This window comes from Gordonia bronchialis DSM 43247 (genome assembly GCF_000024785.1).
In the GTDB taxonomy this organism is placed as follows: Bacteria; Actinomycetota; Actinomycetes; order Mycobacteriales; family Mycobacteriaceae; genus Gordonia; species Gordonia bronchialis.
Map to the genome: position 1 here is coordinate 4,977,206 of NC_013441.1, position 25,070 is coordinate 5,002,275.

Here is a 25,070-nt window from a genome sequence, read left to right on the forward strand (position 1 = left end):
GGGTCGTCGGATACTGAGGTCATGGACACCGCACCGCTCCTCGCCGAGCCGACGACACCTCGGCGGGTCCTAATCGTCGGCTATCCGGCCGCTGAACTCCTCGACATCGCGTGTGTGGTATCGGCGCTGCAGATCGCGAACCATCTGCACGGCCGCGCGCTGTACCAACCGCGACTGGCCTCACCGGGCGGAAACGCCATCCACACCGGCACCGGGTTGGTCGTGAATGCCGAGATCGCGCTCGAGCGAGTTCGCGGCCCCATCGACACCCTCGTGGTCAGCGGCGGTATCGGCTACGTCGACGCCATGGCCGACGATCATCTCCTGGCCCACGTCGGACGCCTCGGGCGGTTGTCCCGTCGTGTCGCCTCGGTGTGCACCGGTGCCGGAATCCTCGCCGGCGCCGGACTCCTGGACAATAGGCGGGCGGCGACCCACTGGCGCCACGCCGCCTATCTGACCCGACGTTTCCCGGCCGTCACCTTTGACCCAGTGCCGATCTTCATCCGCGACGGAGACACCTACACGTCGGCCGGAGTCACCTCCGCCATCGACCTCACGCTGTCCTTCATCGAGGCCGACGCCGGTCCGGCACTGGCTCGCGACGTCGCGCGGGACCTGGTCACCTACCTGCAGCGGCCCGGCAACCAGGCGCAGATGAGTGTGTTCACCACCGCGCCTGCACCCACCCACTCACCGGTGCGCCACGTCATCGATCACATCACCGCCCACCTCGACGCGGATCTGTCCACCGCGATCCTCGCCCACCGGGCCGGCTTGAGCGAGCGACACCTCACTCGAATGTTCAACGACGAGATCGGGCTCAGCCCAGGCAAATTCGTGCGACGCATCCGGGCGGAGTCGGCGGCCACCCTGCTCGTCGAAACCGACCTCACCATCGCCGCGGTCGCCCGCCGCTGCGGTTTCGGCACCGCAGAGGCTCTGCGACAGTCGTTCATCGCCACCTATGGCGTCGCACCGTCGCGGTATCGCGCCACCCAGCAGATGCAGCGCAGTCCGGCCTGAGACCCCGGTCCGAGATCCTTGCGGTGCCTCGAGGTCAGAGTCCCGTCGAGTAGTAGAAGGCCCGGTAGGTGGTCAGCATGCCGGACAGCTTCGCGTCATAGATCAGCGTTCCGTGCGCACTGAACGCACTGATGTGCCCGGTGGTCCCCCAGCCGCCGAACACCGAACCGTCAGCGAGGGCTTGGGCATTGCCCATGGCCCAGGCGGTGAGCCGATCGGGAGACGTGACGCGGGACACCACCCGCACCCTCCCATGCTGCCAGTCCGGACGCAGGGTGAGGATCGACGACGGCCCGCCGAGCACCGGGACCGAGGCGTTGTTGTCGAAGAGACGGATGGTCCCGTCGGGTCGCAGTTCCGCGTCATGCTGGTTGGCGAAGCGCGCGGCGTCGGGAACCCGAAGGCTCGAATGCACTCCCCCGATCGTCGCGCGCACGTTGCCGGTTCGTCCGTCGATCAGATACAGCGCCGAAGTGTTGCGCGACGAGATCAGGTAATTGCCCGCACCGTCGGGAAAGACGCTGTTGATGTGGAAGTAGTCGAGCCCCTCGCCGGGGATCGGCAGCGGGGTGGTGGTCGCGTCCACCGGCACGTGCCGTAGTGAGCTCCACCCGAATTGTGCTGCATCGGTGTCGATGTCGAGAATGTAGAAGCGCGAGTCGATGACCGGGACTCGGACCCCACGCACCACCGAGGTGGTGTGCACATAGCTGGTGACCGCCGCCCGGTGACCGTCGGGGAGGATCCGGAACTCGTGTAGGTCTCCCGAGGTTCCGGCCGGGGTGTGCAGCCGGCGCAGGACGCGAAAGTTCTTGTCGGCGATGATGTATGAGCCGGCACCGTGACCGGGCAGGCTGGCGCCCTGCCACCAGGTGTGGACACGCTGCCCACGGTAGCGTGTCCACACCTGGTGGACACGCTGCCCACGGTAGGTCTGGATGGCGAATTTGCCCGCCTCCTGCCCGGTCGGCATCACCCGCCGCGCGAGGAGCTTTCCGTTCCACGCCCGGACCTGCAACTCGGCCGGCGCGAGGGCGTCGGGGTCGGCGGCGCGCGGTACTGCCGGATTGTTGCGGATGTCCGTCGGTGCGAGCAGGATCACCCCGCCCCGCTGTGGCATTCGGTCGACCAGCACCGTGTATGCCGCCGGCGGCGCGGCCGACGCGGGTCCGGATTGCCCGAAAAGAGCCGTTATCGCCAGTGCCAGAAGAACTCCCGGCACTACCATCCATCGTCTCGTTCTCACCTGCGTGAGTCTCCACCGGCGGCGGCGACCGGTCAATAGTTCGGTCGCGCGTGCGTGACCTCGTGCGGTGTCGCGCGGTGATCCGCTGCGGTGGTAGACACGATCGGGTGGACGGTGAGCCTTATCTGTACGAGCGCAGCGGACGCCGGTACCCGATCGACGACTGGCGCTGGCGCGGCGATGACGGATCGCCGCTGTCGGTGAGCGCGATGACCGGGCCGACGCCGGATCCGATCGATTCAGCCGAGCGGTCGCTGTGGCGGTACCGCGCGGCTCTTCCCGTCGACGCCGAGCACCGAATCAGTCTCGGCGAGGGTTGCACACCGATGCCGGCACTCGACTGGCGTGGGCATCGGGTGCGCTTCAAGCTCGAATGGTTCAATCCCACCGGCAGTTTCAAGGATCGCGGGGTGTCGGTGATGATCTCGCATCTGCAGTCCCAGGGTGTCACCCGGGTGCTGGAGGATTCGTCGGGCAATGGCGGCAGCGCCGTCGCCGGTTATGCGGCCGCCGCCGGGATGGACGCGAAGATCCTGGTGCCGGCGGCGACGTCACCCGCCAAGATCCTGCAGGCGCGTGCCTACGGCGCGGAGATCGAGCTCGTCGGAGGTACCCGCGACGACGTCGGCGACGAGGCCATCCGGCAGTCCGCGTTCATTCCGTATGCGAGTCACAACTGGCATCCGATGTTCATCCAGGGCACCAAGACCATCGGGTACGAGATCTGGGAGGATCTCGGCTTCCGCGTACCCGACAACATCGTTCTGGTCGCCGGGGCCGGCAGCGTCGCGCTCGGTTGCGATCTGGCGGCGACCGAACTGCTGGCTACCGGGGCGATCGATCGTCGGCCGCGACTGTTCGTCGGACAGCCGGCGGATTGGGCCACCATCGCCGAGTTGGTCAACGGCGTCACCGGCCCCGACGATGCGCAACGTCGACCCACCATCGCCGAAGGCGCTTCGATAGCCCGGCCGGTGCGTCTGCCAGAGGTGGCCGCGGCGATCACCCGGTCCGACGGTGGGGCCGTGGCCGTATCGGAGGACAGCATCCACGCGGCGGTCCGGGCGCTCGCCGGACGTGGGCTCTACGCCGAACCGACCAGCGCTGTTGCCGCCGCCGCACTCGACCACTTCATCGACACCGGCGACATCCGATCCGACCAGATCACCGTCGTCGTGCTCACCGGGAGCGGCCTGAAATCGCCGGCGCGGATGGGCGAGGTTGTCGGGGTGTCCTGACGCTGCGGTTTTACCGTGTCCAGCCCAGTTCTTTACTAACCCTTTATCTGTTGTGGCCCTTGTGGATCGAGAATGGCGCGGGCGCACCAAAGCCGTTAGGTTCGGTAGCCGTTAACCCGGTCCAACCAGCACGCGCTTCACCTCTGCGCTCGCGTGCTTCATGTGGCTGACCGAGCGGTTGTCGACTGTGATCGTCGTTGCTGCACTCGTCGCGATGTCGAGCGTGATCCTTGCCCTGCGTGTCACCTTTCATCGCCAATTCGCCAGGCACGAACTGCTTTCGTCGCTCGTGATGGGATTGATCGCCGGCCCCATCGTCGCCGTGGTGATGGTCATCGTGGGGCTGAAGGCGTGGTCTGTGTGAAAGACCGGATCACCGCAGCCCTCGGCGCCATTGTCGGTGCCGCATTCCTGATAGTTTTCGGGGTCCTCGGCCCGGAGTTGTGGACTCTCTATGTCTTCGTCGCTCTCAGCCTGACCATTTCATCGCGTACCCGGCCCGTCAGCATTGGACTCTGGTCAGCATTCTTGGCTGCCGCCTCATTTCTTGCCGCAGGGCTTCCATTAGCGTGATGATCATCCACGCACACGGATCAATTTGGAGGTGACCGGTCATTCGAAAAGGGGCCTCCAGTCCGACCACCCGCTCCAATTCCAGCACGGCCCTGGTCGTCGGCGCGGCAACCAGCGTCAGCGGCGGATTCGCACTCGGTGTTGCAATCCACGGGACAGCTCATCAGATGATGAGCAGGCCGGCCGCCGCACTGGTCTTGCTCTGCGCGGCGGCATCCGTCGTACTGGTGCGTCTGCTGCTCAACAGTCGGTTGCACTGGCATGGGCGCTCGTCGTCGCTGATGATCGGGCTCGCCTGCGGCCTTGCTCTGGGCCGCTCCGTACGTATGGGCGGTGCCGGTCCTTCCGTGAAGCCACAGACTCAAGCCATCGCCGGAGCCGCGACCGGTTCGGCATTCCTGGTCGGTGGTCTGATCGCTCCGATCCTGTGGGCGCTCTACGTCATCATTGCGATCGGAGTGGTCCAGCGCGCACGGACCCGATCGTTCGGCATCGGCTTCTGGACAGCGCTGCTGGCAGTCACCGCGTTCGTCGCCGTGCGGATGCTGCTCGACCACGTCTAGATCCGCGTGCAGCCTACCGAGTTCACTCCTGTGGCCGTCACCTTTGCCCGCCCTGCCGAAACCCGCCCATCGGTCCCCCTCGCCGGGTCACAATGACCCTGCCGGGAGCGCCCGCACGAGGCGGCGACGCCCGGCAGGTCCGCTTTGACGCGGACCGGACGAGAGTGATGCGAGGGTGATGACCGTGGCCGATCCAGTGGTGGTGTTGGCGGAAACCCGCACGTCGTGTGAGATGACTGCGGTGACCGAGTGGGCCGACAACGCTCATCCCGGCGCACCGGTGCAACGCCTCGACGACGTCGACCTCGACGGGCTCTCTGGGGAGACCATGCTCGTCCCGGTTCGTCCGGTTTGGCTGCCGGCGGTACGGCAGGGAGAGCGCCGGGTGACGCTCGGTGACCTGCTGGTGCTGTCCAACCCGCGACGACCGGCGGCGATCGCGCAGCCGCTGATCCGTGGCCGGCGCCCGGACAGCCTGCGGGTCGCGCAGGGCGAGCCCGCGACCGTCGATGAACTGCGCAGCCGCTACGAACGCGACATGGCCGAGGGCGAGTCCTTCGCCAAGTTCGTCGAGATGGCCGCCGCGCTCTCGGCCGACCGCGCGGAACGCCAGATCATCGGTGACCGCTACAAGGTGCCGCGTCTCGTCGCCGAGCAGATCAGCAGCTCGGCCCGCTTCAAGACCGGTGCGGCCAAACTCGCTGCCGATCTCGGTCGCCCCACCGATGCGGTGATCCGCGACGCCACCGACAAGTTGTCGGACTTCGTCGCCACGCAGAGTCGCCTGATGAGCGACGTGTTCTCGGCGACGTTCAGTCGCCTGCACGAACGAGCCTGGAACGTGTCGGTCGACCTCGACACCCTCAACAATCTGCGGACTCTCAACAAGTCGACCGGGCTGATCTTTCTGCCGTCGCACCGCTCCTACGTGGACCCGCTGATCCTCGCCGAGGTGCTGCGCGCCCACGACTTCCCGCCGAATCTCGTGCTGGGCGGGAACAACCTCTCGTTCTGGCCGGTCGGCCCTATCGCCCGCCGGGCCGGCATGATCTTCATCCGGCGCAAGTTCGGCTCCGACCCGGTCTACAAGTTCGCGATGCGCTCCTATCTGTCATTCATCGTGGAGAAGCGATTCAACCTCGAGTGGTACATCGAGGGCGGCCGCAGCCGAACCGGCAAGCTGCGCAAGCCGAAACTCGGTCTGCTCCACTACGTCGTCGACGCCGTCACCCAACTCGACGAGGCCGACGTCACCCTGGTCCCCACCTCCATCGTTTACGACCAGTTGCACGAGATCGGAGCGATCGCCGCCGAGGATGCCGGTGGCACCAAGAAGCCGGAGGGGGTGGGCTGGCTGCTGCGTTACGCCAAAGCCCAGCGCAGCTATCTCGGGGAGGCCAGGGTTCGCTTCGGGCAACCGTTCTCACTGCGCAATGCACTCGACGAGGCCGGTGAGGGTCCGGCCCAGGTGGAGAAGGTCGCATTCCGGGTGATGGACGAGATCAACTCGGCCACACCGATTTCCGCGACGTCACTAGCGGGCTTTGCGCTTCTGGGCGCACGGGACCGCGCCTACACGGAACCGGAGATCGAGGCCATCCTCGCCCCGCTGCTGGACTACATCGATCGTCGCAAACTCCCCGGACCCGACCCCTCCATGTGCCGCGGCATCGGCCTGACGCAGACCCTGCGGGTACTCGCCGAGGCCGGGGTGGTGCGGTGCTTCGACGGCGGTACCGAGCCGGTCTGGTCCATCGCCCCGGACACGCACGCCGTCGCCGCCTACTACCGCAACGGCGCCATCCACCACTTCGTCAACCGCGCGATCGTGGAGATCGGGATGCTGGCCGTTGCGGAGGGCGACGTGGACGTTCCCGCCGAGACGCTGCTCGCCGCCTCTCAGAACGAGGCCCTCCGCATCCGGGACCTCCTCAAATTCGAGTTCTTCTTCCCGAGCAAGGACGAGTACTTCCACCGTCTGGGTGCCGAACTCGACCTCCTCGCACCGGACTGGCGAGAGGTCACCCCGACGCAGGAATGGACCTACGACGTCCTGCACGGCCACACCGGTGGATTGCTCGCGCGGCGCACGCTGCAGCCGTTCTTCGACGCGCAACTGGTGGTCGCCACCCGACTGGTCCAGCTCGGTGTCATCTCCCGCGACAAGGATGACATCGTCGCCGACTGCCTGGGGCTGGGAAAACAGCTGGCGCTGCAAGGTATTGTGCGGAGCAAGGATTCGGTGTCGAAGGATCTGTACGACTCCGCCTACCAACTCGCCGACAACCGCGGCCTCCTCGACGGCTCGGGTACCGACGATCTGCGCGGTGCACGCCAGGCGTGGCTCGACGAGGTCGAGGAGATGCGGGATCGACTGGGACGGATCGCCGCCATCGAGGAGATCCAGCCCGATGTGATCAACGGAGCACGACGATGAGCGCTTTCACCGACCGTATGCGCGAGATCCGTTCGGCACCAACGGGTAAGAAGGTGGCGGCGTTCTTCGACTACGACGGCACCCTCATCGAGGGGTTCTCGGCGTCGGCGATCATCCGGGCGCGAATGCGCAGCATGGAGTTCGGGCTCGGCGAACTCGCCGACTTCTTGTTCATCGGGCTGCGCGGGGTCGTGTCCGAACAGGATTACGCCGAGGTGCTCGAAGCCACCAAACCCACCTTCGCCGGCAAGACCTACGCCGAGTTGCTGAAGTTCGGCGACGAACTGTTCAAACACGAGACGGCGGCCAAACTCCGACCGCAGATGTGGCAGATCCTGCGGGCCCATCGGGAGATGGGGCACATGATCGTGATCGCGTCGTCGGCCACGCGGTTCCAGATCGAGCCGATCGCCCGCGAGATCGAGGCCGATCATGCGCTCGCCACCGATGTCGAGGTGATCGACGGTGTGGTGACCGGCAACATCATCGGGCGACCGCTGTGGGGGCCGGGAAAGGCCGCTGCGGTACGGACTCTTGCGCGTGAACACGAGATCGACCTCGACGCGTCATTCGCCTACAGCGACGGCAACGAGGACATCCCCTATCTCGAGGCGGTGGGTCACCCGGCGGCGGTGTCGCCACGGCGCAACCTGCGTGCCGAGGCCGAAGCCCGTGGCTGGCCGATCATCGACATCCGCAACCCCACCTACAACCGGGTCGGCATGCTGGCCCGCACGAGCGCCTTCTACGGCAGCTTCCTCACCTCTGCCGCAGTCGGTTTCGCCGGTGGTCTGCTCCGCGGCGACGCCGGCACCCTCGTCGAAGCGCTACCCACCGGCAACGACGTGGGACTCTCGCTCGCCGGGGTGCACGTGCAGGTCCTCGACGGCGGCGAGTTCCTGACCTCGCACCGCCCCTGTGTGTTCGTGTTCAACCATCAGTCGAAACTCGATCTGCCGGTGATGATCCACCTGGTGCGTAACGACGCAACCGGCGTGGCCAAGCAGGAGGTCAAACACGTCCCCGTGCTGGGGCAGATCCTCGATGCGGCGGGCCTGGTGTTCATCGACCGGGCCGACGCCGGCAAGGCGATCGAGCAGTTGGCGCCGGCAGTCAAAGCCCTTCGCGACGACGGCATGTCGCTCGTCGTCGCACCCGAGGGGACCCGGTCGTCGACGCCCCGGGTCGGCCCGTTCAAGAAGGGTCCGTTCCACATCGCCATGCAGGCCGGTGTGCCGGTGGTTCCTGTCGTCATACGCAACACCGGTGAATTGATGTGGCGCGGTTCGCAATTGATCAAGCCCGGGACCGTGGAGGTGCGGGTGCTGCCACCCGTCGACACCACCGACTGGCGCGCCGAGGACATCGGCGCACACGCCGAGGAGGTACGGCAGATGTTCATCACGGCGCTCGCCGACTGGCCGCTGGAATCATTCACCGATGCCGCGGCACCGAGCGGTGAGGGGGCACTGGGATGAGCGACACCCAAAACACCGACAACGACCCCACCGACAGCGATCCCACCGACACCGTCGAGAGCGGGGATCGGCCGCTGGAGTGGGCCAACGATCCGCACATGAGTGCCGTGGACACCATCATGTGGCGCGGTGACACCGACCGGCGGATGCGCGGCACCATCAGCATGCTGGAGATCTATGACTGCGTCCCGGACTGGGATCGTCTGGTCGCGGCGCACGAATGGGCCAGCCGAATGGCACCCCGATTCCGGCAGCGCGTCATCGACTCCCCTTTCGGCACCGGAACACCAAGCTGGGCAGTCGATCCCGACTTCGACCTGCACTACCACATGCGTCGCATCCGGCTTGGCGGCGACGGCAGCATGCGTGAGCTGCTGACCACGTGCGAGCAACTCGCGATGACCGCGCTCGACGCCGCGCGACCGCCGTGGGAGGGCACCCTGATCGAGGGCTTGCCCGACGGCAAGGCCGCCTATTTCCTGAAGGCCCACCACGCACTCACCGACGGACTGGGCGCAATTATCGGTCTGGCGCAACTGCATTCACCGATGCGCGATCACAACCCCAGCAAACCCCAGCCACCGAGCCCTGATCCGACCAGCATCAGCGCACTCGACATCCTCACCCGACAGGTCGGCGAGGAGGTGCGCCGCATCCCCCACCGGATCGACACCACGTGGAAGGGTGTCCGTTCCCTCACCCGGCCGCGGCGCGCGCTGAGCACTGCGCTGCGATACGGCCGTTCGGTACCGCGCGTCGCCGGACTGGTCAGCCCGCCCGGATCACCGCTGCTCGCCGGGCGCAGCCTGTCCTGGCGGTTCAGCGCCTTCGAGGTGCCCTTCACCGACATGAAAGCGGCCGCAACCGCGTGCAAGGCGTCGGTGAATGACATTTATCTGGCCGGGCTGATCGGCGGCTTCCGGCGGTATCACGAGAAGCTGGGCCATCCGGTGGAGGCGATCCCGGTGGCCATCCCGATCTCGGTGCGCCGACCCGAGGATCCTGCGGGTGGTAATCGGATCGCGGTGGGACGCCTCGCCGGGCCCACCGGTATCGCCGATCCGTTCGAACGAGTTCTCACCATTCGTGAACAGGTCCGCGCCGCGCGACACGAACCCGCTGTCGACATCTTCAACACACTGGGCTCGGTGATGGCCTGGCTGCCCGGACAGGTGCTGATGCAGTTCAGCGGCACCACCAGCCAGAACGACCTGCAGGCCAGCAACGTCCCGGGCATCCCGTGGGACACCTACGTCGCCGGAGCCAAGGTGGAACGCATGTTCCCCTTCGGCCCGCTGCCCGGGTGCGCGGTGATGGCGACGATGATCACCCACAACGGGGTGGCCTGCCTCGGTCTGAACTCCGACGGCGCCGCGATCACCGAGCCCGAGCTGTTCGCCGACTGCCTGGTCGCGGGATTCGACGAAGTTCTCGCTCTGGCCGCCGACGACGAGGTGCAGCCGGGGCGGCTGGTGCGGGTGGTGTGAACCCCACACCGGCGGTGACGCACCTCACATTCTCCTGAAAGTCGTGCGTGGCAGCGGTTTACGTGATGTTCGTCCGCCCGATTCGGCAGTGTTGGTTTCAATGTCTCGTCGACTGGCAAGACTCGGAGGTGTACGCATCCCCCATCGGATGAAGGGAGCGAATTTCCGATGACTGTTTCCACCACCACCATTCATCAGCAACTACGCACACTCCTGGCCCTCACGAACACCGAGGTCCAGATCGCCGAGACCAGGACCGGTCAGGCACGCACCGACGCCATCCGCCAGGAGCTGGCGCAGAACGCGGAGAACGGCAAACTGCGCGCCGCCGCGATCGAGAAGGCGCTGCGCGACCGCGACGGACTCGTCGACGTGGTCCGCCCGGTGATCGGCCGAATCGGCGCGACCGTCAAGGCCACCGTCGAACAGGCACAACCGCTCGACGAGGCACTGCTCGGCGACCTCGCACTCGAGCAGCAGTTGCTCGGACGCGCCACCTATCTGAAGGCGCTGGCCACCGGCCAGGACGACGCCGACCTGGTCGCGCTAGCCGAACGTCTCATCCTCGCGCACAGCGCAACGGTTGACTGGATCACGACCGTGCTCGCCGAGGAGGCACTCGGCGGCCCGGCGGCACTGCGCCGCAGCCCGACGCAGTGGGCCAGCGGATTCGCCGCCCGCGCGGTGAGCCTGCCCGCGATCGTCGCCTCGCGCGGTATCGACCGCGCCGTCGACTACCTGCGCCAGACACCCGACAACGTCACCGCCCTGCGCAAGCGAGTCGGCAAGGCCGTCGACGACGCGGGTGACAGCGTGGCCCGCGCCGGTGAGAGCGTCGCCGATGCCGGTGCCGCGATCGCGAAGACCGCTGCCGCCGGACGCGACGCCGCTCTCGAAGCCGTCGAGGACAGCGCCCGCGACAGTGGCGCACCGGGCGTCGCCGACGCCCTGCATCAGGTCCGGGAGGCGACCGGCATCGTCGACGCCGACGAGCTGCCCATCGACGACTACGCCGACCTGAACGTGGGCGACGCCGTCGCAGCGGTCAACGAGCTCACCGAACCGGCCGACATCCGCACGATCCTGCACTTCGAGGAGGCGCACAAGAATCGTCAGCGCGTCATCTCGGCCAGCGAGAACCGGATTGCCGAGATCGCGAAAGAGGTTGTCGGCGTTGACAGCTGATCACCCTGCTGGTTGAGTGGCACGCCGCTTCTCTGCTCATGAGCAGCGCCACTTCTCTTCTGCTGGTTGAGTAGCACGCCGCTTCTCTGCTCATGAGCAGCGCCACTTCTTCTGCTGGTTGAGTAGCACGCCGCTTCTCTGCTCATGAGCAGCGCCACTTCTTCTGCTGGTTGAGTAGCTCCGCGCGAGGAACGAGTGCGGAGCGTATCGAAACCACCAGTGAGACAACGATGTCCGCACCCCACACTCGCGGGGTGCGGGCATCGTCTTCTGTCCACTATCGGTCACATGCCGGAACCGGCGCATCCTCGAAGAGTGGCTTGCCGAGCGGGATGAGGTAGAGCACGTCCAGCACGACCGGCGTGGTTCCGAGGTTTCGCCCGACGTGTGTGTTCTTCTGTCCGCGTGGCTCTTTGATGATGTCGCCGGTGCGATAGACGACGGGCACACAGTCGGACCCCGGATGCGTGAGCGTCCCCGCTCGGACCAGACCCACGAGATCTCCGCGTGATAATGCCAGCCGGTGGTCCCGCCGGGGGCGATGGTGATCTCGCGGACTGCGACGTGCACGCCGTCGGGAACAAAGGGCAGCAGCCCGGCCGGGATGTCATCTTCGGCGAGGGTGACTGCGGAGATCCCCGAGGATGGCGTGGCCTTCGCCGCCGCCGAAACGAGGCAGACGGACGCGATCAGGATGAAAGCGCAGGCCAGGCGTACAGAATTCTCATGTGCGGACTGTACTGCTGACAGTCCCGAAGCGCCGAGGTTTTGCCCACCACGGACGGGCTGAACCTTTGGTGCGCTTACCAGGAGTCCCCTGCGGTGACCAGGACCTCAGTATGCTCGCGGTGAGGGATTGATTGAGGCAGCCGTTCACGCGGACCGGCGGGAGGTATCAGAATGAGCATGCCGAATCCGCTGCGCGTCAACATTATCGGCGCCGGCGTGATCGGGTTGAGCATCGCCTGCGAGCTTCTCGACCGCGGCGCGACGGTGACAGTGATCTCCGACGCTGCGCATCCCTACGACTGTTCCCCGCTTGCCGGCGCAGTGTGGTTCCCCTACGGTGTCTCCCTCGATCCCGAGGTGCTCGCCTGGTCATGGGTCACCCGCGAACGTCTCGAGTACGTCGCACATCACGATCCGGCAGCCGGTGTCGCAATCCGTGACGGCCGCTACATCATCCGTGACGACTCAACAGATGTCTCGTGGGCAGTGGGTCTACCGTCGTACCGGGAACTCGACCTGGCCGAGCTTCCCGACGGCGCGCTACGCGGATTCACGGCCGCACTGCCGGTTGTGGACATGTCACGTTATCTGCCGTGGCTACGCAATCGGGCCGGGAGTGCACACTTCGTCAACCGTCACATCACCACACTGTCCGATACTGAGTGCTTCCACCCCGACGCGGTCGTCGTCGCGGCCGGAATCCGTTCTGCCGAACTGATTGCCGACGAAGCCCCACCGAAACCCGTGCGCGGGCAGGTGGTTCGTCTGCGCAATCCGGGGCTCACCGACTGGTATGTCGATGAGCTCGCCCCCGACGGAATGACTTATGTGATACCGCGATTCGACGACGTGGTGTGCGGCGGCACCGCCCTGGCCGGCGACTGGTCCACTGAGATCGACACCGCAACCGAGGCCGCGATCCTGCGGCGCGCCATCGCCCGCGTTCCCGCACTCGCGGGGCAACCTGTCGTATCGCGGGGCGTCGGGCTACGGCCGACGCGACCGTCGGTCCGTTGCGGCTGGGTCGACGGGCAGCGCCTGCCCACCCTGGCCTGCTACGGCCACGGTGGTGCCGGGGTATCGCTGTCGTGGGGAAGCGCTGAGGCGGTTGCCCGTGCTCTGGCGGCCAGGTGATCGAGAATCAATTCGAGCCGGGTTCGAATACCGTCGCCCGCCGCAACCCGAAGTCGAACGCTCAGCCAAGCTCATTCAGCGATGAAACATGTTGCAGCGCCGCGTGTTACAGATTCATTCGAAAAGGTTTGCGATTCCCCTTGCGTGCTCGCCGGCTGCTCGGTATTGTCGAACATAGATTCGATACGGCGGGGAGGGGGTTCGGTGGCCGACAACAAGTACAACGTTCAGCCAGGCGATCAGCCGTTGCCGGATGACTCGCGTTCGTCGGCAGGGTTCGAGTCGTGGGAGGTGTGGCGGCCGGGTCAGGGGTGGGAGCCGGATCTGCCGCAGTCGTATGCGGCGTTGATGGCCGCGCGGATCGCGACCGGGCGCGATCCGGCACCGACTGGGGAGTCTGCGGAGTCGTCGGGCCCCGACGGTGATCTGCCGGCCCTGTATGCGCTGTTGGGGCAGGTGGTCGATCAGATCGCCGCGGCGGAGTCCTCGGGTTTGTCGGATGCGCAGGTCGTGGAGGTGGCCGAAGCCCATGAGCTGATCGCTCGCCGGTTGTGGGGGTTGGGGCATCGGCGGGTGATGGACATCTCGGACCGTGGTGCGTTCACCAAGACCGGCCATAAGTCGATCCGCCAGTTCATGGACGACCGGCTGCGGATCACTGATCTGCGTGGTCGGGTCGCGGCGATGGACGCGATCTGTGCCAAGTATTCGATGCAGGGTGAACGACTCACCCCGAAACATCCGTATCTGGCCGACGCGGTGGCTGAGGGCGCTCTCGGGCCAAGTCATGTGACCGCGGTGTTGGAGGCGCTCGACAAGATTCCCGCCGCAGTGATTCCGGAGAAGAAGCACGCCGCGGAAATGCTGCTGGTCGATGCCGCCCGATCGTGTACGCCCACCCAGATCGGGAAGGTGGGGCAGAAGATCCTCGGCTATCTGGATCCGGACGGATCGTTGACCGAAGACCGCGACCGGGCTCGGCGGCGCGGGATTCGTCTGTCCCCGCAGGATTCGCAGTTGATGTCGAAGTGAACCGCCCCGGGTTCGTCGGAGGCTCTCGAACCTGTGAAGGATGGAGAGCATGGCAGCACCTCGGAAGTACAGCATTGAGCTGAAGGAGCGAGCGACGCGGATGGCGGTGGAAGCCCGCAAGGACCCGGCCACACGGCCGGGAGCGTTCAAACGGATCGGCGATCAACTCGGTGTGCACCCGGAGGCGCTACGCACCTGGGTCAAGCAAGCCGAAATCGATGGCGGGCAGCGGCCGGGTACCACGAGCAGCGATTCCGAGCGGATCGCGCAGCTCGAGCGGGAGAACCGCGAGCTGCGGCGGGCGAACACGATCTTGAAGCAGGCGTCGGCTTTTTTTGCCGCGGAGATCGACCGCCCACAGCGTTGATCGTGGAGTTCGTCGCCGCTTCTCGCGACGAACACGGAGTCGATCCGATCTGCGCGGCCCTACGCGACACGGCCGCCCAGATCGCTCCGTCCACGGTACGAGCCCACCTGAGTGCGAACAAGACCGAGGCGCCACGCACGGTGCGTGACCGGGAGATGCTCGGCGAGATCCGCACCGTGCACGCCGACAATCTCGGCGTCTACGGTGCCCGCAAGGTCCACGCCGAACTACGCAGAAAGGATATCGACGTGGCGCGCTGCACTGTCGAACGATTGATGAAAGCCGATGGACTGCAAGGGATACCGAGGTTGAAGACACGCAGGACCACCCGCAGCGATGGCGCCGAAACCCCGCAACCGGCCGACCGAGTCGGCCGGCAGTTCACCGCCGAGGCGCCGAACACCTTGTGGGTGGCGGACCTGACCTACATCCGCACCCACTCCGGGTGGGTGTACGCGGCGTTCATCCTCGACGTGTACTCGCGCGTGGTCGTCGGCTGGCAGGTCTCGACCACGATGCACACCGACCTCGCATTGGACGCCTTAGACATGGGATTGTGGGCGCGTGATCGTGCCGGCCAGGATGTGGCCGGACTGATTCACCACTCGGACCGCGGAGTGCAGTATCGAGCGATTCGTTACACCGAGCGTCTCGCCGAAGCTGAAGCGGTGACTTCGGTTGGCTCCAAGGGTGATTCGTATGACAACGCGATGGCCGAGGCGTTCAACTCGTTATTCAAGGCGGAATGTATCCGCAACCCGATCATGCGCCCGAAGAGCGGGTGGGGCGGTGTCGGCGACGTCGAGATCGCGGTCGCCGAGTACATCGAGTGGTTCAACCACCGCCGTCTGCACGGCGAGATCGGACACGTCCCGCCGGTCGAGTACGAGGCCGCCTACTGGGCGGCCCACACGGTCACCAGCTACCGTGAGAACCCGGTCCCAGCAGAGGCCGGAACCAACTAACCGAGCCTCCAGCAAACCCGGGGCGATTCACGTTTGCTTTGTCAACGACTGCTTCCATCACATCCAAATTCACGTCGGTGGCGACCTGGCCCGCGGCGGGCCAGTCCACCTCCGCCGCAAGGGGAAGCCCTGCGCGTAGACGGCCCGCTCAACTCGGTACTCATCGAGCGCCGTTGTCGCGAGCGCATGAAGTACCTGTTCACCCATCTGCGGCGATCGTAGGTCAAGGTCGGGATGGCCCTCCATCCGCGAATGGATCAGCGCGTGTCCCGCTTCGTGTGCCAGAAGACGGCCAAGCTGTGCGAGTTCCAACCCGCGCACGGGGTCCGCGTTCACCACGATCACCTGGCTATCGTCCGACACCGGGATCGTCTTCGCCGCAACGACGTTCGCTCCACGGACGGTGTCGTACGTTGTTGAACTCAACAGATTGCGGACCTCGCTGACAAAGTCCTCACAGATCACGACCTCCGCGGACGCAGGGCATGACATTCGATCCAAGCCCTCGGACATCGCGGCTAGCTGATCGCTGGAGAAGCCGGCGCGGTTGTCAATGCGAATACCCACGCTGAACAGCCTATGCGCCACCAACGACATGAGCGGACCAGACCGCACAGCAGCGGTTCGGGCGGCCTGGTGCTACGGCACGATGAGGTACACGGCAACCGACTTGTGCGGGCCAGTCGTCCCGAACCCGATTGCTTGCAGACCGCGCCCGGTGTAGAGCGTCTTCTTCACCGATTTTCCGCCACGCGGGCCGGCGGTGATCGTCGGCGACCAGTTGTGCCCCGGAAGCTGGACACCCCAGTTGGACCACACCCGCATAGTGCAGGCCGGCCGGCTGAACCGGTCGGGCTGGTAGGTGGCAAACACCCGGCCAGGCTTGGCGGGGTCGGTCTTGAACCGTCCTGGATCGGATAGAGACCTGGTTCAGGCCACCTCCGCCACGGAGGCGACGCTGTCACGATAGCGCGTCTCGTACTCGACGGGTGAGCAGTAGCCCAGGGAGGAGTGCAGCCTCTCGGCGTTGAACCAGTGCACGTAGGCGGCGGTCTCTCGTTCGACCTCGCCGCGGTCCTTCCAGGCGCGGCCGGTGTCGATCAGTTCGGTCTTGTACAAGCCGATCGCCGACTCCATGAGCGCGTTGTCGAGCGCATCGCCGACCGATCCTATGGATCCGGTGATGTTGGCCTCGGTCAGCGCAGCGGTGAATGCCAACGATGTGTACTGACTGCCCGCATCGCTGTGATGAACCAAACCGGTTGCGGTGAAGTCGAATCCGGATCGGCGGCGGGCGAACAACGCTTGCTCGACAACACTCGTCACCAACGGTGTGTGCTTGCTCGCCATGACTCGCCACCCGAGGATGCGTCGCGAAAACACATCCACGAGGAACGCGACGTAGACAAACCCCGCCAATGTCCACACATACGTGAAGTCGGCCACCCACCACTGATCCGGATGTGTCGGTGTATCCCATTGTCGTTCAACATGATCAGGGAATCGTGGCGCCCTATCGTCTCGGTGGGTCGTGGTGGTGCGATGGCTGCCGCGTACAGCACCGGAGATGCCGCAGATCCCCATCAGCCGGCCGACCTGATCACGACCCATCACGTGACCGGCGCGCCACATCGTGTGATACATCTTGCGCACCCCGTACACACCGCGGTTCTTCTCGAACTGCTGGTAGACGGCATGAGCGGCGTAGGCCTCCTCGAGCATCGCTGCCGAGACCAGGCCACGCTGCTTGTGGGCATAGTAGGTGGATGGGGCAATCTGCATTCCGTACTCGGTGAGTACCCGGCAGATCGGATCGACCCCGAACCTGTCCCTGTGATCGTCGATGTACTCGACGATCAACGAAGTCGGCGGTCGATCTCCGCCGCGGCGAAAAACGCCGACGCCGTCTTCAAAATCTCATTGGCTCTGCGCAATTCGGAATTCTCACGACGCAGCTCACGCACCTGAGCATCCAACTCCCCACTGGTCGTACTCACCCCCGAGGAGACCACCGGCGTGTCCTTCTCGATCCAGTTACGCAGCGTCGCCTGATTGATATCGAGCATCTCGGCGACATGCCGGCGCGCCGCCGACTTCGACCCGCCCACCTCGCCGAGCCGATCCTGATACATCCGCACGGCACGCTCACGCGTCTCCTGGTCAAACTTCCGTGGTGCTCCCATAACAGCATTCTCTTGGTGAGATCACGGTCTCCACCAGACCCAGGACGGTTCAAAACAGCGAAATCCACCACGCGGCGAAGGATTGGGCTGATGGTGGCACCACCGAAATCTCGATACGCCTCGGGCTCGCAAGCTCGCACGTGGCTACTCGATCCAAGTATCGACACCCTGACCACCGCGTGCGGGCCGCACAACCGGATGGTCGGCCCGAAACCCGGCCAGTACACCACCAGCGTCCTCACCGACGGGCCGGATGCCGGTCGGACGGCGTGGCGGTTGAACACCGAGGACGGGATGGCGTCGAATGAGGCGCGGATCAATCGGGTCAATGACATCGGCCCGCAGATCGTGGCCTACCTCAAAACCATTCGTGTCCAACGCGAACACCACCAACAATCCCGGGCCGCGACGACCGCCCCGCTGATCCGGGACGTACGGGACACCCCCGACAGTCGTCGTATCCGCCGGATGATCGCCGGCTGCTGGACCATCCGCCGCATCAACCTCGACAACGACGACCGCCTCCGCGCCGGACCCTGACCCCGCCCCACCGTCAGCACTCACCCCGCCACCAGCCACCGGTGGCGGGGCAGAAGCGCATGCGCTGTGGGCCAAACCCGACACACACCGCAGGGATCGGAGATGTCCATCGAGCACGGTGGTGCCGGGTGCGCAGCATCGGTCACGCTGGCCGAGGAACAGGTGCGGCGAACACAGATGAGTTCGAGCACGCGGCCTGGTCTGTACCCAGAGGAGGCGATGACAATGGATCTTTTCGCAGGTATCCCGGTGACCGATCTGCCACGCGCGATCACCTGGTTCGAACAACTGCTCGGCACGGTCGAATCCTTTGATCCGAACGACGTCGAACGTGTGTGGACGGTGATCGAACACGGCCACATCTACGTGATCGTGTCGCCGGATCACGCAGGCCACGGGCTGGTGACGCTGTTCGTCGAGGAGCTCGACGACTTCATGGCTGCGGCGCAGAAGCGTGGGGTCACGCCTGTGTCGCAGGAAACCTACGACAACGGCGTGCGCAAATTCGTGTTCAACGATCCCGATGGCAATGAGGTCGGCGTCGGCGGCAAGTGAGCGTTCGCTCGCCCACCCCGTTCTCACGATTCTGTCGCTCGATAGGCTGCCGGAGGCGAGATCCACCTGGATCTGCGTCACATTTGTGCCGGCAGGCGATGAGGAGAGACGCGACCGTGGGAAACCTCGACGAGAAGATCATCGATGTCTACGAGCAGGTGGTGGCTCGCAATCCGGGTGAGGCGGAGTTCCACCAGGCCGTCCGCGAGGTATTCGACAGTCTCGGTCCCGTGCTGGCCAAGCATCCGCATTACGCCGACGAGGGCGTCCTCACCCGCCTGTGCGAACCCGAACGTCAGATCATCTTCCGGGTTCCCTGGTCCGACGACGCCGGTCGCCCGCAGATCAACCGCGGTTTCCGCGTCGAGTTCAACTCCGCACTCGGCCCGTTCAAGGGCGGACTGCGTTTCCATCCCAGCGTCTACCTGGGCGTCGTGAAGTTCCTCGGCTTCGAGCAGATCTTCAAGAATGCGCTGACCGGTCTACCGATCGGCGGCGGTAAGGGCGGTTCGGACTTCGATCCCAAGGGCCGCTCCGACGGCGAGATCATGCGGTTTTGCCAGTCGTTCATGACCGAGCTCTATCGGCACATCGGCGAGTACACCGACGTCCCCGCCGGGGACACCGGAGTCGGCGGCCGCGAGATCGGCTACCTGTTCGGGCAGTACAAGCGGATCACCAATCGCTACGAGTCCGGGGTGTTGACCGGTAAGGGACTCACCTGGGGCGGCTCGCAGGTGCGGACCGAGGCGACTGGTTACGGCGTGGTGTTCTTCGTCCAGGAAATGCTGGCCGCGAACGGCGGGTCGTTGGAGGGGAAGACCGCGGTGGTGTCCGGGTCGGGCAACGTCGCCATCTACGCCATCGAGAAGGTGCACCAGCTCGGCGGACGCGTCATCGCGTGCTCGGATTCCAGTGGTTACGTGGTCGACGAAGCGGGCATCGACCTCGATCTGCTCAAGCATGTGAAGAACGGCCGGCGCGGACGGATCGCGGACTATGCGCAAGCTCGTGGCGCGAGCGCGAAACTGGCGACCACCGGTTCGATCTGGAGCGTACCGACCGATATTGCACTGCCCTGCGCAACCCAGAACGAACTCAATGCCGCCGACGCCCGGTCTCTGGTCGCGGCTGGAGTACAGGTGGTCGCCGAAGGCGCCAACATGCCCACCACCCCCGAGGCCATCCGCATCCTCACCGGTGCCGGAGTCAAGTTCGCGCCGGGCAAGGCGGCCAATGCCGGCGGCGTGGCCACGAGCGCTTTGGAGATGCAGCAGAACGCTTCTCGCGATTTCTGGACCTTCGAGCACACCGAGGAACGACTCGGCGAGATCATGCGGACCATCCACGACACCTGCCTGGCGACCGCCGATGAGTACGGCCTACCCGGCGACTACGTCCTCGGCGCCAACATCGCGGCGTTCACGCATGTCGCCGACGCCATGCTCGCGCTCGGCCTTATCTGACCGATACGACGGCAGTGGCAGGCCACCCCGCGGATGACCTGCCACCGGTTGTCGTGTCTGATGTGTACGTCGATTCGAGCTCCCCTGCGCAGCCCACCTGCCCGGCGAATGCGTCGTCGTGACGTGATGCCCCGCCAGGTCAGCGGTCGGAGTCGCCGCCGGCTGCGGGCCGTGTTCGGTTTCGGGCGTCTCGGTTCAAGGCGTCACGCTGCCAGGGGTCGCTCGGATCGAGCCTCTGCTGGTCTTCGCCAACTATCCGCTACCACCTCCTCGCTTCTTCACTATCGTTGTCCCTCACCACAATCCGGCTGGGCGGGCCCCGCTGGCGACCACCGCGCGATGCGGGAAGGTACGCCTGCGGCGGACTGTCCCTTCCTGCTACCGGCGGATGAGAGGTCCGCATCGTCCCGGTGGCCACCCGCACCGTCGTCCGCGGGCGCAGATAGTGTTCGGCGCCCTCGCTGAACATTCGGTCGATCTGGGCACCCAGCCAGGCTTCCGCAGCGCGCCAGCACGCATCGACATCGTCGGCGATCTCAGACTCGAGAATCGTGAGGGTCTCGTCGTCGACCACCGAGAACACCGCACCCGGCCTACGGCGGATGCGGATGCTCACCGCCCGATTCGTCCTGGTCGTCGTCTCGTCGGGTGTAGGGGTATTCGTCAATGCCGGCGGCGGTGTCGTCGACAGGTATGGACTGTTCGACCCAATCACCCTCGTCAACAGCCGAAAAGGTTGGTGTGTCAGGTGATTTCATGCGAACCTCCTTACTGTGCCAACTCGGCCGGACGTCAGTCCGATCCGGTGGTGATGGCTTGCGGTGACCCGGTCGCCTCGACCGTGATCCGGCGCGGCTTGGCCTTCTCCGCGAGCGGGATCGTCAGTGTCAGAACACCATTGTCGTAATTAGCGGTGATCCGCGACGCGTCGATCCCGTCACCGAGCGACAGCTGGCGTCGATATGTGCCGGAGAATCGCTCACTCGTCAGCCACTGCACGCCGTCATCCGAGGGCGCACTGCGCTGAGCCGAGAGAGTCAGCACTCCATTGTCGACGGCGACGTCGATGGAACCCGCGTCGGCGCCCGGGAGATCGGCCACCAGCATGTAGTGATCGTCCACCTTGTACAGATCCAGCGGCATGAACCGGGGGGTGCGCGCGGTACCAGCCAGGGAGCCGGTCATCAATCCACGAGCAAGCGCATCCACATCACTGAACGGATCAAAACGAAGCACAGCTACTCACCTCCTGAACATCAGGCTGCTCGCCACCCGTTGACGAGCAGCACACGCTGTACACCAACCAAAATAGCACCGCTTCGCGACCTTCGCTAGCACTCTGTCACAAAGAGTGCTAATAGTGTTGGCGTCCGATAGAGGTAGGCGCAGAGAACCGGAAAGACAAGGAGGACACCATGACTGCGCGCGAAGCCGATCTCGTCGAGCCCATCGTCGTATGGCCCGATCCCTCCCCTCTGCACTCTTGGTGGACCACGGTCATGGCGCCACCAACCGAGACCGCCGGCGCCCGCGAATCGGTTCGACGCCCCAGCCCTGACGCGGCAGCGGAGGTGGCGTGATGGCCACCGTGCTGCATCCCCCGTTCGAAGTCGCCGACGTCGCTCACGTCCTCCGGGCCCGCGGCGCACAACCCGATCCGAGCCGCGATTGGGCGCGACGACCCGCACGCTACGGGCGGGTCCGGGGCAACTTCTTGCCGGGCGGATGGCAATGGAGCCCATTGGACGGCTTCCTGGCCGCCCTGATCGCGACCGCGGCTTTTGCAGCGACCTGCCTTCTCGTTCTCGCCGGGTCGTCGACGACGGCAGTCTTCTGGGCAGCGGTGTTCGCGTTCGTGTCGTTTGCACTCGAGATCCACGTGTTCAGTCGGCTGCCCTGAGACGCCCGTGACACCCCCGCCTTCCCCTCGAAAGCTCTCGCGCAGTGCATGCTTCAACCTTTCCGCCTCCACCTCCTTGGCGACCCGACGACATCCGGAATGCCGGGCCCGGTCATCACGACGAAGGTCCGCTGTGGCCGGCCGTCGCCGTCATCGTCACCTGCGTGCTGTTGCTGGTGGTGGTGAGTCTTACCACCTGACTGCGGTCTCCTGCATCAATCACCGGGCAGCAGAAGCACTTTCCCCACCGACGACGACGATTCCAGCAGTTCCTGGCCCTTCTCGGCGTCGGCGAGGGGGAGCTTCGCGGAGATCACCGGGGCGATGAGTCCGCCTGCCACCAGCGGCCATTCGTTCGCGGCGACGTCGGCGACGATCTCCGCCTTCGAGCCGGGACCGGTGAGCGGACGGTTACGGACGTTGAGTCCGATGATCCGGGCACGCTTGCCGATGAGCGCGCCCACGTTCACCTCACCGGTGAAGCCGCCCTGCATCCCGATGATCACCAGCCGGCCGCCGACGGCGAGGGCGTCGATGTTGCGCGCGAGGTAGCTGCCCCCATGATGTCCAGGATCACGTCGGCCTGACCTGCCAGCTCGACGGCGAAATCCTGTTCACGGTAGTTGATCACGGTGTCGGCCCCCAGGTCGCGGCAGCGTTGCGCCTTGCCTTCCGACCCGACCGTCACCGCCACCCGGGCGCCCAGCGCCTTGGCGACCTGAATCGCGTGGGTCCCGATGCCGCTGCCGCCACCGTGGACCAGCAACAGTTCGCCCTCGCGGAGTCCGGCGTCGGCGACGATCGTGGACCAGACGGTGCTCGCAACCTCCGGCAGGGCGGCCGCGTCGACGAGGGAGACTCCCGCCGGCACCGGCAGCAATTGGGCCGCCGGGACCACGGCGTAGTCCGCATAACCGCCACCGGCGATGAGGGCACACACCTCGGTGCCCACGACGGGGCCGTAAACACCGGGTCCGAGTGCGACGACGATGCCGGAGACTTCCATCCCCATGATGTCGGTGATACCGGGCGGCGGTGGGTAGAGACCTTGGCGCTGAAGCAGATCCGCACGGTTGATGCCCGCCGCGGCCACGCGGACGAGGACCTCACCGCGAGCGGGGGTCGGGGTGGGCACATCCTCGAGGACGAGGCGCTTCTCGTCGTCGAGGATGATGGCGCGCATGGTGGTCGGGGTAGTGATCATGATCGTTCTCCTGAGGTTCAGCGGACCGAGTACGGTACCGGCATGTGCAGCGCGGCCTGCGCAGAGGTGTTGACGTCGAACCGGATGGCGCGGAACGGTTTCAACGCCCGCAGGTCGTCGGCCATCCGTCCGGACCCGATCGTGAGCCGGTGCCCACGCGGCAGCGACGACGTCCCGGCAGCGAGGATGTTGGTCTGGTTCAACGTGGAATGCCACGCCCCGTCGCGACGGGTATAGGAGGTGAGGGTGGACACGTGCTCGCCGCCCGCGAAGCGTTTCTGGGTCGGAGTCGGCGCCGAGAACGCGACGTCAATCCCACCGTCCGCGTTGGCAATCCGCGCCGAGATTCGGTCCGCGTCGATGTCGACGTCGAGGTCGGTGACCCACTTGGGAAAGCCGTAGCCGTCGTGCCCGCGCACCTGCGCGATCTCGGTGTTCACCGGAAGCGACAGCACGTACGCGTGAAGATGATCGTTGCCGAGTGCGGCGGCGAGATCGGCCACTCCCGCGCCACCGTGGCGTGCCGGCCGGACCGCAATCCCGACGGCCGCCTCGGTGTAGAAGTCGATGTCGCACACGTCGTATCGGAAGAGCACGAGATCATCCGGCACATGCCGACGAATCGCCCGGGTCGGCGCGACCATCGTGAGTCTCGCCGAGGACATCGCGTAGTAGAAGTTCGGCGTGCGGGTCTCGCCGATCGGCGACTGCACCACCGTCTTGGGCAGTGTGCGAAAGAAGTCGACGCCGGGTACGCGCGGGTCGGCGGCCACCTCGTCGAGCGGCGCCGCCATCCGGTACCGATCGAACCAACCACCCCGGGGAACTGGGACGGTCCGCCCGCCCAGGTCGACGTCGACGGTGTCGGCGGGTAACGCGGAATCTGTCATGGCTGCACTCCCTGATTGTCGATGTGAGCAACGTTCACATCAAGATGGACGTCGATGTTAACGGCGTCAACACCGGCAATCACCTGCGCTGATACATTTGACGGCGGCTCGCAGACCGTCTAATGTAAGCGCCGTACACATATTTGGGAGGCACTCATGGCGCCACGCGTCCTCACTGTCGTGACCAACGTCGGCCACTACGACGATCCGTCGCACCCCACCGGGCTCTGGCTGTCCGAGCTCACCCACGCGTGGGACGTTTTCGCCGAGCGGGGGTTCGAGCAGGTCCTCGTCAGCCCGCAGGGCGGGCGGTCGCCGCTGGAGCCGAAGTCCGTGCGCTTTCCCACCTACGACAAGTCCGCGAAGTCCTGGCACGCCGACCCGGACCGCATGGACCTGCTGGAGCACACCGCCGCCCCCGAGGCGATCGACTCGGCCGACTTCGACGCCGTCTACTTCACCGGCGGTCACGCCGTCATGTACGACTTCCCCGACTGCCCAGGCCTGCAACGGATCACGCGGGAGATCTGGGAGCGCGGCGGCATCGTCGCATCGGTGTGCCACGGCTACTGCGGACTACTCAACACCACACTTTCCGACGGCTCATATCTCGTCGCCGGTCGTCGGGTCACCGGATTCGCCTGGGCCGAGGAGGTTCTCGCACGAGTGAACAAGCTGGTTCCGTACAACGCCGAGGAGGAGATGCGCAAGCGGGGCGCCATCTACGAGAAGGCGAAACTCCCGTTCGTCTCCTACGCCGTGGTCGACGGCAACCTGGTCACCGGGCAGAACCCGTTCTCGGCCAAGGAGACCGCGGCGAATGTCGCCGACCTACTGTGAGCATGCACCGCGTGCGACGCGGATAGGATCTC

Annotated in this window: 24 protein-coding genes, 2 pseudogenes and 2 other annotated features; of the genes and pseudogenes, 17 read left to right on the forward strand and 9 right to left on the reverse strand. The window is 65.7% G+C overall.

Translation table 11 applies throughout. The annotated features are described in order from the left end of the window. The first annotated feature begins 21 nt into the window (after positions 1–21). Complete coding sequence (locus GBRO_RS23050; protein ID WP_012836254.1) at positions 22–1,026, forward strand: GlxA family transcriptional regulator; 1,005 nt, start codon at positions 22–24, stop codon at positions 1,024–1,026. 34 nt (positions 1,027–1,060) lie between these two features. On the opposite strand, the gene GBRO_RS23055 is transcribed toward GBRO_RS23050, so the two are convergent. Further along, positions 1,061–2,146, reverse strand: coding sequence for an arylsulfotransferase family protein (locus GBRO_RS23055; RefSeq protein WP_227892814.1), 1,086 nt, complete (start codon positions 2,144–2,146; stop codon positions 1,061–1,063). A 233-nt stretch (positions 2,147–2,379) separates the two neighbouring features. Here GBRO_RS23055 and GBRO_RS23060 point away from each other — a divergent pair, with 233 nt between their 5' ends. The 7 genes from GBRO_RS23060 to GBRO_RS23090 all read left to right on the forward strand — a co-directional run bounded on the left by GBRO_RS23060 (position 2,380) and on the right by GBRO_RS23090 (position 11,233). Further along, positions 2,380–3,510: a threonine synthase gene (locus tag GBRO_RS23060; protein ID WP_012836256.1), complete on the forward strand. Its 1,131-nt coding sequence runs from the start codon at positions 2,380–2,382 to the stop codon at positions 3,508–3,510. A 214-nt stretch (positions 3,511–3,724) separates the two neighbouring features. After that, a complete protein-coding gene (locus GBRO_RS26460) occupies positions 3,725–3,874 on the forward strand; it encodes a hypothetical protein (RefSeq protein WP_155825184.1) in 150 nt (49 codons plus the stop codon). 376 nt (positions 3,875–4,250) lie between these two features. After that, positions 4,251–4,646 carry a hypothetical protein gene (locus GBRO_RS27260; protein WP_012836259.1) on the forward strand — a complete coding sequence of 132 codons (396 nt, stop codon included), beginning with the start codon at positions 4,251–4,253 and terminating at the stop codon, positions 4,644–4,646. 178 nt (positions 4,647–4,824) lie between these two features. Beyond that, positions 4,825–7,083 (forward strand): glycerol-3-phosphate 1-O-acyltransferase, encoded by a 2,259-nt coding sequence (locus GBRO_RS23075; protein WP_041920055.1) that lies wholly within the window; start codon positions 4,825–4,827, stop codon positions 7,081–7,083. Continuing rightward, positions 7,080–8,561, forward strand: coding sequence for an HAD-IB family hydrolase (locus GBRO_RS23080; RefSeq protein WP_012836261.1), 1,482 nt, complete (start codon positions 7,080–7,082; stop codon positions 8,559–8,561). Before GBRO_RS23075 ends, GBRO_RS23080 begins: the two co-directional genes overlap by 4 nt. A 98-nt stretch (positions 8,562–8,659) precedes the next feature. Continuing rightward, entirely contained in the window at positions 8,660–10,048 is a 1,389-nt protein-coding gene (locus tag GBRO_RS23085) for a wax ester/triacylglycerol synthase domain-containing protein (RefSeq protein ID WP_223375447.1), read from the forward strand. 168 nt (positions 10,049–10,216) lie between these two features. After that, on the forward strand, positions 10,217–11,233 hold the full coding sequence (locus GBRO_RS23090; protein ID WP_012836263.1) for a hypothetical protein: 1,017 nt from the start codon (positions 10,217–10,219) through the stop codon (positions 11,231–11,233). 277 nt (positions 11,234–11,510) lie between these two features. Here GBRO_RS23090 and GBRO_RS23095 read toward each other — a convergent pair. Beyond that, positions 11,511–11,944 (reverse strand): annotated as a pseudogene (locus GBRO_RS23095) (cupin domain-containing protein). A 189-nt stretch (positions 11,945–12,133) separates the two neighbouring features. Here GBRO_RS23095 and GBRO_RS23100 point away from each other — a divergent pair. From GBRO_RS23100 to GBRO_RS23115, 3 genes are all read left to right on the forward strand, one after another. After that, entirely contained in the window at positions 12,134–13,096 is a 963-nt protein-coding gene (locus tag GBRO_RS23100; RefSeq protein WP_012836264.1) for an FAD-dependent oxidoreductase, read from the forward strand. A gap of 204 nt (positions 13,097–13,300) precedes the next feature. Then, the gene (locus GBRO_RS23105) at positions 13,301–14,128 is read left to right on the forward strand and encodes a DUF222 domain-containing protein (RefSeq protein ID WP_012836265.1); all 828 of its coding nucleotides are present in this window, start codon (positions 13,301–13,303) and stop codon (positions 14,126–14,128) included. Between the two features lie 49 nt (positions 14,129–14,177). Beyond that, a protein-coding gene (locus GBRO_RS23115) for an IS3 family transposase (protein ID WP_370452859.1) occupies positions 14,178–15,460 on the forward strand; the annotation gives its coding sequence in 2 pieces (ribosomal slippage) (positions 14,178–14,460 and positions 14,460–15,460; 1,284 coding nt in all). Next, positions 14,456–14,584, forward strand: a sequence feature (AL1L pseudoknot). Its footprint overlaps the gene before it by 129 nt. Positions 15,461–15,529: 69 nt before the next feature. Here the strand turns inward: GBRO_RS23115 and GBRO_RS23120 are convergent. From GBRO_RS23120 to GBRO_RS23130, 3 genes are all read right to left on the reverse strand, one after another. Further along, positions 15,530–16,027: a hypothetical protein gene (locus GBRO_RS23120; protein WP_147290679.1), complete on the reverse strand. Its 498-nt coding sequence runs from the start codon at positions 16,025–16,027 to the stop codon at positions 15,530–15,532. Positions 16,028–16,099: 72 nt separating this feature from the next. Next, positions 16,100–16,333: a hypothetical protein gene (locus GBRO_RS23125; protein ID WP_115311739.1), complete on the reverse strand. Its 234-nt coding sequence runs from the start codon at positions 16,331–16,333 to the stop codon at positions 16,100–16,102. A gap of 57 nt (positions 16,334–16,390) precedes the next feature. Further along, a protein-coding gene (locus GBRO_RS23130; RefSeq protein ID WP_085948627.1) for an IS3 family transposase occupies positions 16,391–17,643 on the reverse strand; the annotation gives its coding sequence in 2 pieces (ribosomal slippage) (positions 16,391–17,349 and positions 17,349–17,643; 1,254 coding nt in all). Continuing rightward, positions 17,228–17,359: a sequence feature (AL1L pseudoknot), on the reverse strand. (Overlaps the previous gene by 132 nt.) 90 nt (positions 17,644–17,733) lie before the next feature. Between GBRO_RS23130 and GBRO_RS26570 the strand changes: the two genes are divergently transcribed. From GBRO_RS26570 to gdhA, 3 genes are all read left to right on the forward strand, one after another. Next, positions 17,734–18,183 carry a hypothetical protein gene (locus tag GBRO_RS26570; RefSeq protein WP_012836268.1) on the forward strand — a complete coding sequence of 150 codons (450 nt, stop codon included), beginning with the start codon at positions 17,734–17,736 and terminating at the stop codon, positions 18,181–18,183. Positions 18,184–18,285: 102 nt separating this feature from the next. Further along, positions 18,286–18,738 carry a VOC family protein gene (locus tag GBRO_RS23145; RefSeq protein WP_227892815.1) on the forward strand — a complete coding sequence of 151 codons (453 nt, stop codon included), beginning with the start codon at positions 18,286–18,288 and terminating at the stop codon, positions 18,736–18,738. A gap of 116 nt (positions 18,739–18,854) precedes the next feature. Next, positions 18,855–20,204, forward strand: coding sequence for an NADP-specific glutamate dehydrogenase (gene gdhA, locus GBRO_RS23150; RefSeq protein ID WP_012836270.1), 1,350 nt, complete (start codon positions 18,855–18,857; stop codon positions 20,202–20,204). 593 nt (positions 20,205–20,797) lie between these two features. Here gdhA and GBRO_RS26465 read toward each other — a convergent pair. Both GBRO_RS26465 and GBRO_RS23160 read right to left on the reverse strand, forming a co-directional pair. Then, entirely contained in the window at positions 20,798–20,962 is a 165-nt protein-coding gene (locus tag GBRO_RS26465; protein ID WP_012836271.1) for a hypothetical protein, read from the reverse strand. A 34-nt stretch (positions 20,963–20,996) separates the two neighbouring features. Then, the gene (locus GBRO_RS23160; protein WP_012836272.1) at positions 20,997–21,440 is read right to left on the reverse strand and encodes an Hsp20/alpha crystallin family protein; all 444 of its coding nucleotides are present in this window, start codon (positions 21,438–21,440) and stop codon (positions 20,997–20,999) included. Positions 21,441–21,619: 179 nt separating this feature from the next. On the opposite strand from GBRO_RS23160, the gene GBRO_RS26470 reads away from it, so the two are divergent. Together GBRO_RS26470 and GBRO_RS23165 are read left to right on the forward strand one after the other, a co-directional pair. Beyond that, positions 21,620–21,784: a hypothetical protein gene (locus tag GBRO_RS26470; protein WP_012836273.1), complete on the forward strand. Its 165-nt coding sequence runs from the start codon at positions 21,620–21,622 to the stop codon at positions 21,782–21,784. Next, positions 21,784–22,104: a hypothetical protein gene (locus tag GBRO_RS23165; protein ID WP_012836274.1), complete on the forward strand. Its 321-nt coding sequence runs from the start codon at positions 21,784–21,786 to the stop codon at positions 22,102–22,104. The genes GBRO_RS26470 and GBRO_RS23165 overlap by 1 nt, the downstream gene beginning before the upstream one ends. A 215-nt stretch (positions 22,105–22,319) precedes the next feature. Here the strand turns inward: GBRO_RS23165 and GBRO_RS23170 are convergent. Next, a pseudogene (locus GBRO_RS23170) lies at positions 22,320–23,287 on the reverse strand (NAD(P)H-quinone oxidoreductase). A gap of 38 nt (positions 23,288–23,325) precedes the next feature. Continuing rightward, a complete protein-coding gene (locus GBRO_RS23175) occupies positions 23,326–24,198 on the reverse strand; it encodes an acetoacetate decarboxylase family protein (protein WP_012836275.1) in 873 nt (290 codons plus the stop codon). Between the two features lie 156 nt (positions 24,199–24,354). Here GBRO_RS23175 and GBRO_RS23180 point away from each other — a divergent pair, with 156 nt between their 5' ends. After that, positions 24,355–25,038 carry a type 1 glutamine amidotransferase domain-containing protein gene (locus GBRO_RS23180; RefSeq protein ID WP_012836276.1) on the forward strand — a complete coding sequence of 228 codons (684 nt, stop codon included), beginning with the start codon at positions 24,355–24,357 and terminating at the stop codon, positions 25,036–25,038. The last annotated feature ends 32 nt before the right edge of the window (positions 25,039–25,070 follow it).

Excerpts from the sequence above, each read along its gene's own strand:
- GBRO_RS23085 (WP_223375447.1), top strand. The coding sequence starts at position 8,660 with ATGAGTGCCGTGGACACCATCATGTGGCGCGGTGACACCGACCGGCGG.
- GBRO_RS23090 (WP_012836263.1), top strand. The coding sequence starts at position 10,217 with ATGACTGTTTCCACCACCACCATTCATCAGCAACTACGCACACTCCTG.
- GBRO_RS23100 (WP_012836264.1), top strand. The coding sequence starts at position 12,134 with ATGAGCATGCCGAATCCGCTGCGCGTCAACATTATCGGCGCCGGCGTG.
- GBRO_RS23075 (WP_041920055.1), top strand. The coding sequence starts at position 4,825 with ATGACCGTGGCCGATCCAGTGGTGGTGTTGGCGGAAACCCGCACGTCG.
- GBRO_RS23175 (WP_012836275.1), bottom strand. The coding sequence starts at position 24,198 with ATGACAGATTCCGCGTTACCCGCCGACACCGTCGACGTCGACCTGGGC.
- GBRO_RS26470 (WP_012836273.1), top strand. The coding sequence starts at position 21,620 with ATGACTGCGCGCGAAGCCGATCTCGTCGAGCCCATCGTCGTATGGCCC.
- GBRO_RS26460 (WP_155825184.1), top strand. The coding sequence starts at position 3,725 with ATGTCGAGCGTGATCCTTGCCCTGCGTGTCACCTTTCATCGCCAATTC.
- GBRO_RS26570 (WP_012836268.1), top strand. The coding sequence starts at position 17,734 with ATGGTGGCACCACCGAAATCTCGATACGCCTCGGGCTCGCAAGCTCGC.
- GBRO_RS26465 (WP_012836271.1), bottom strand. The coding sequence starts at position 20,962 with ATGAAATCACCTGACACACCAACCTTTTCGGCTGTTGACGAGGGTGAT.
- GBRO_RS23080 (WP_012836261.1), top strand. The coding sequence starts at position 7,080 with ATGAGCGCTTTCACCGACCGTATGCGCGAGATCCGTTCGGCACCAACG.
- GBRO_RS23165 (WP_012836274.1), top strand. The coding sequence starts at position 21,784 with ATGGCCACCGTGCTGCATCCCCCGTTCGAAGTCGCCGACGTCGCTCAC.
- GBRO_RS27260 (WP_012836259.1), top strand. The coding sequence starts at position 4,251 with ATGATGAGCAGGCCGGCCGCCGCACTGGTCTTGCTCTGCGCGGCGGCA.
- GBRO_RS23180 (WP_012836276.1), top strand. The coding sequence starts at position 24,355 with ATGGCGCCACGCGTCCTCACTGTCGTGACCAACGTCGGCCACTACGAC.
- GBRO_RS23145 (WP_227892815.1), top strand. The coding sequence starts at position 18,286 with ATGTCCATCGAGCACGGTGGTGCCGGGTGCGCAGCATCGGTCACGCTG.
- GBRO_RS23050 (WP_012836254.1), top strand. The coding sequence starts at position 22 with ATGGACACCGCACCGCTCCTCGCCGAGCCGACGACACCTCGGCGGGTC.
- GBRO_RS23055 (WP_227892814.1), bottom strand. The coding sequence starts at position 2,146 with ATGCCACAGCGGGGCGGGGTGATCCTGCTCGCACCGACGGACATCCGC.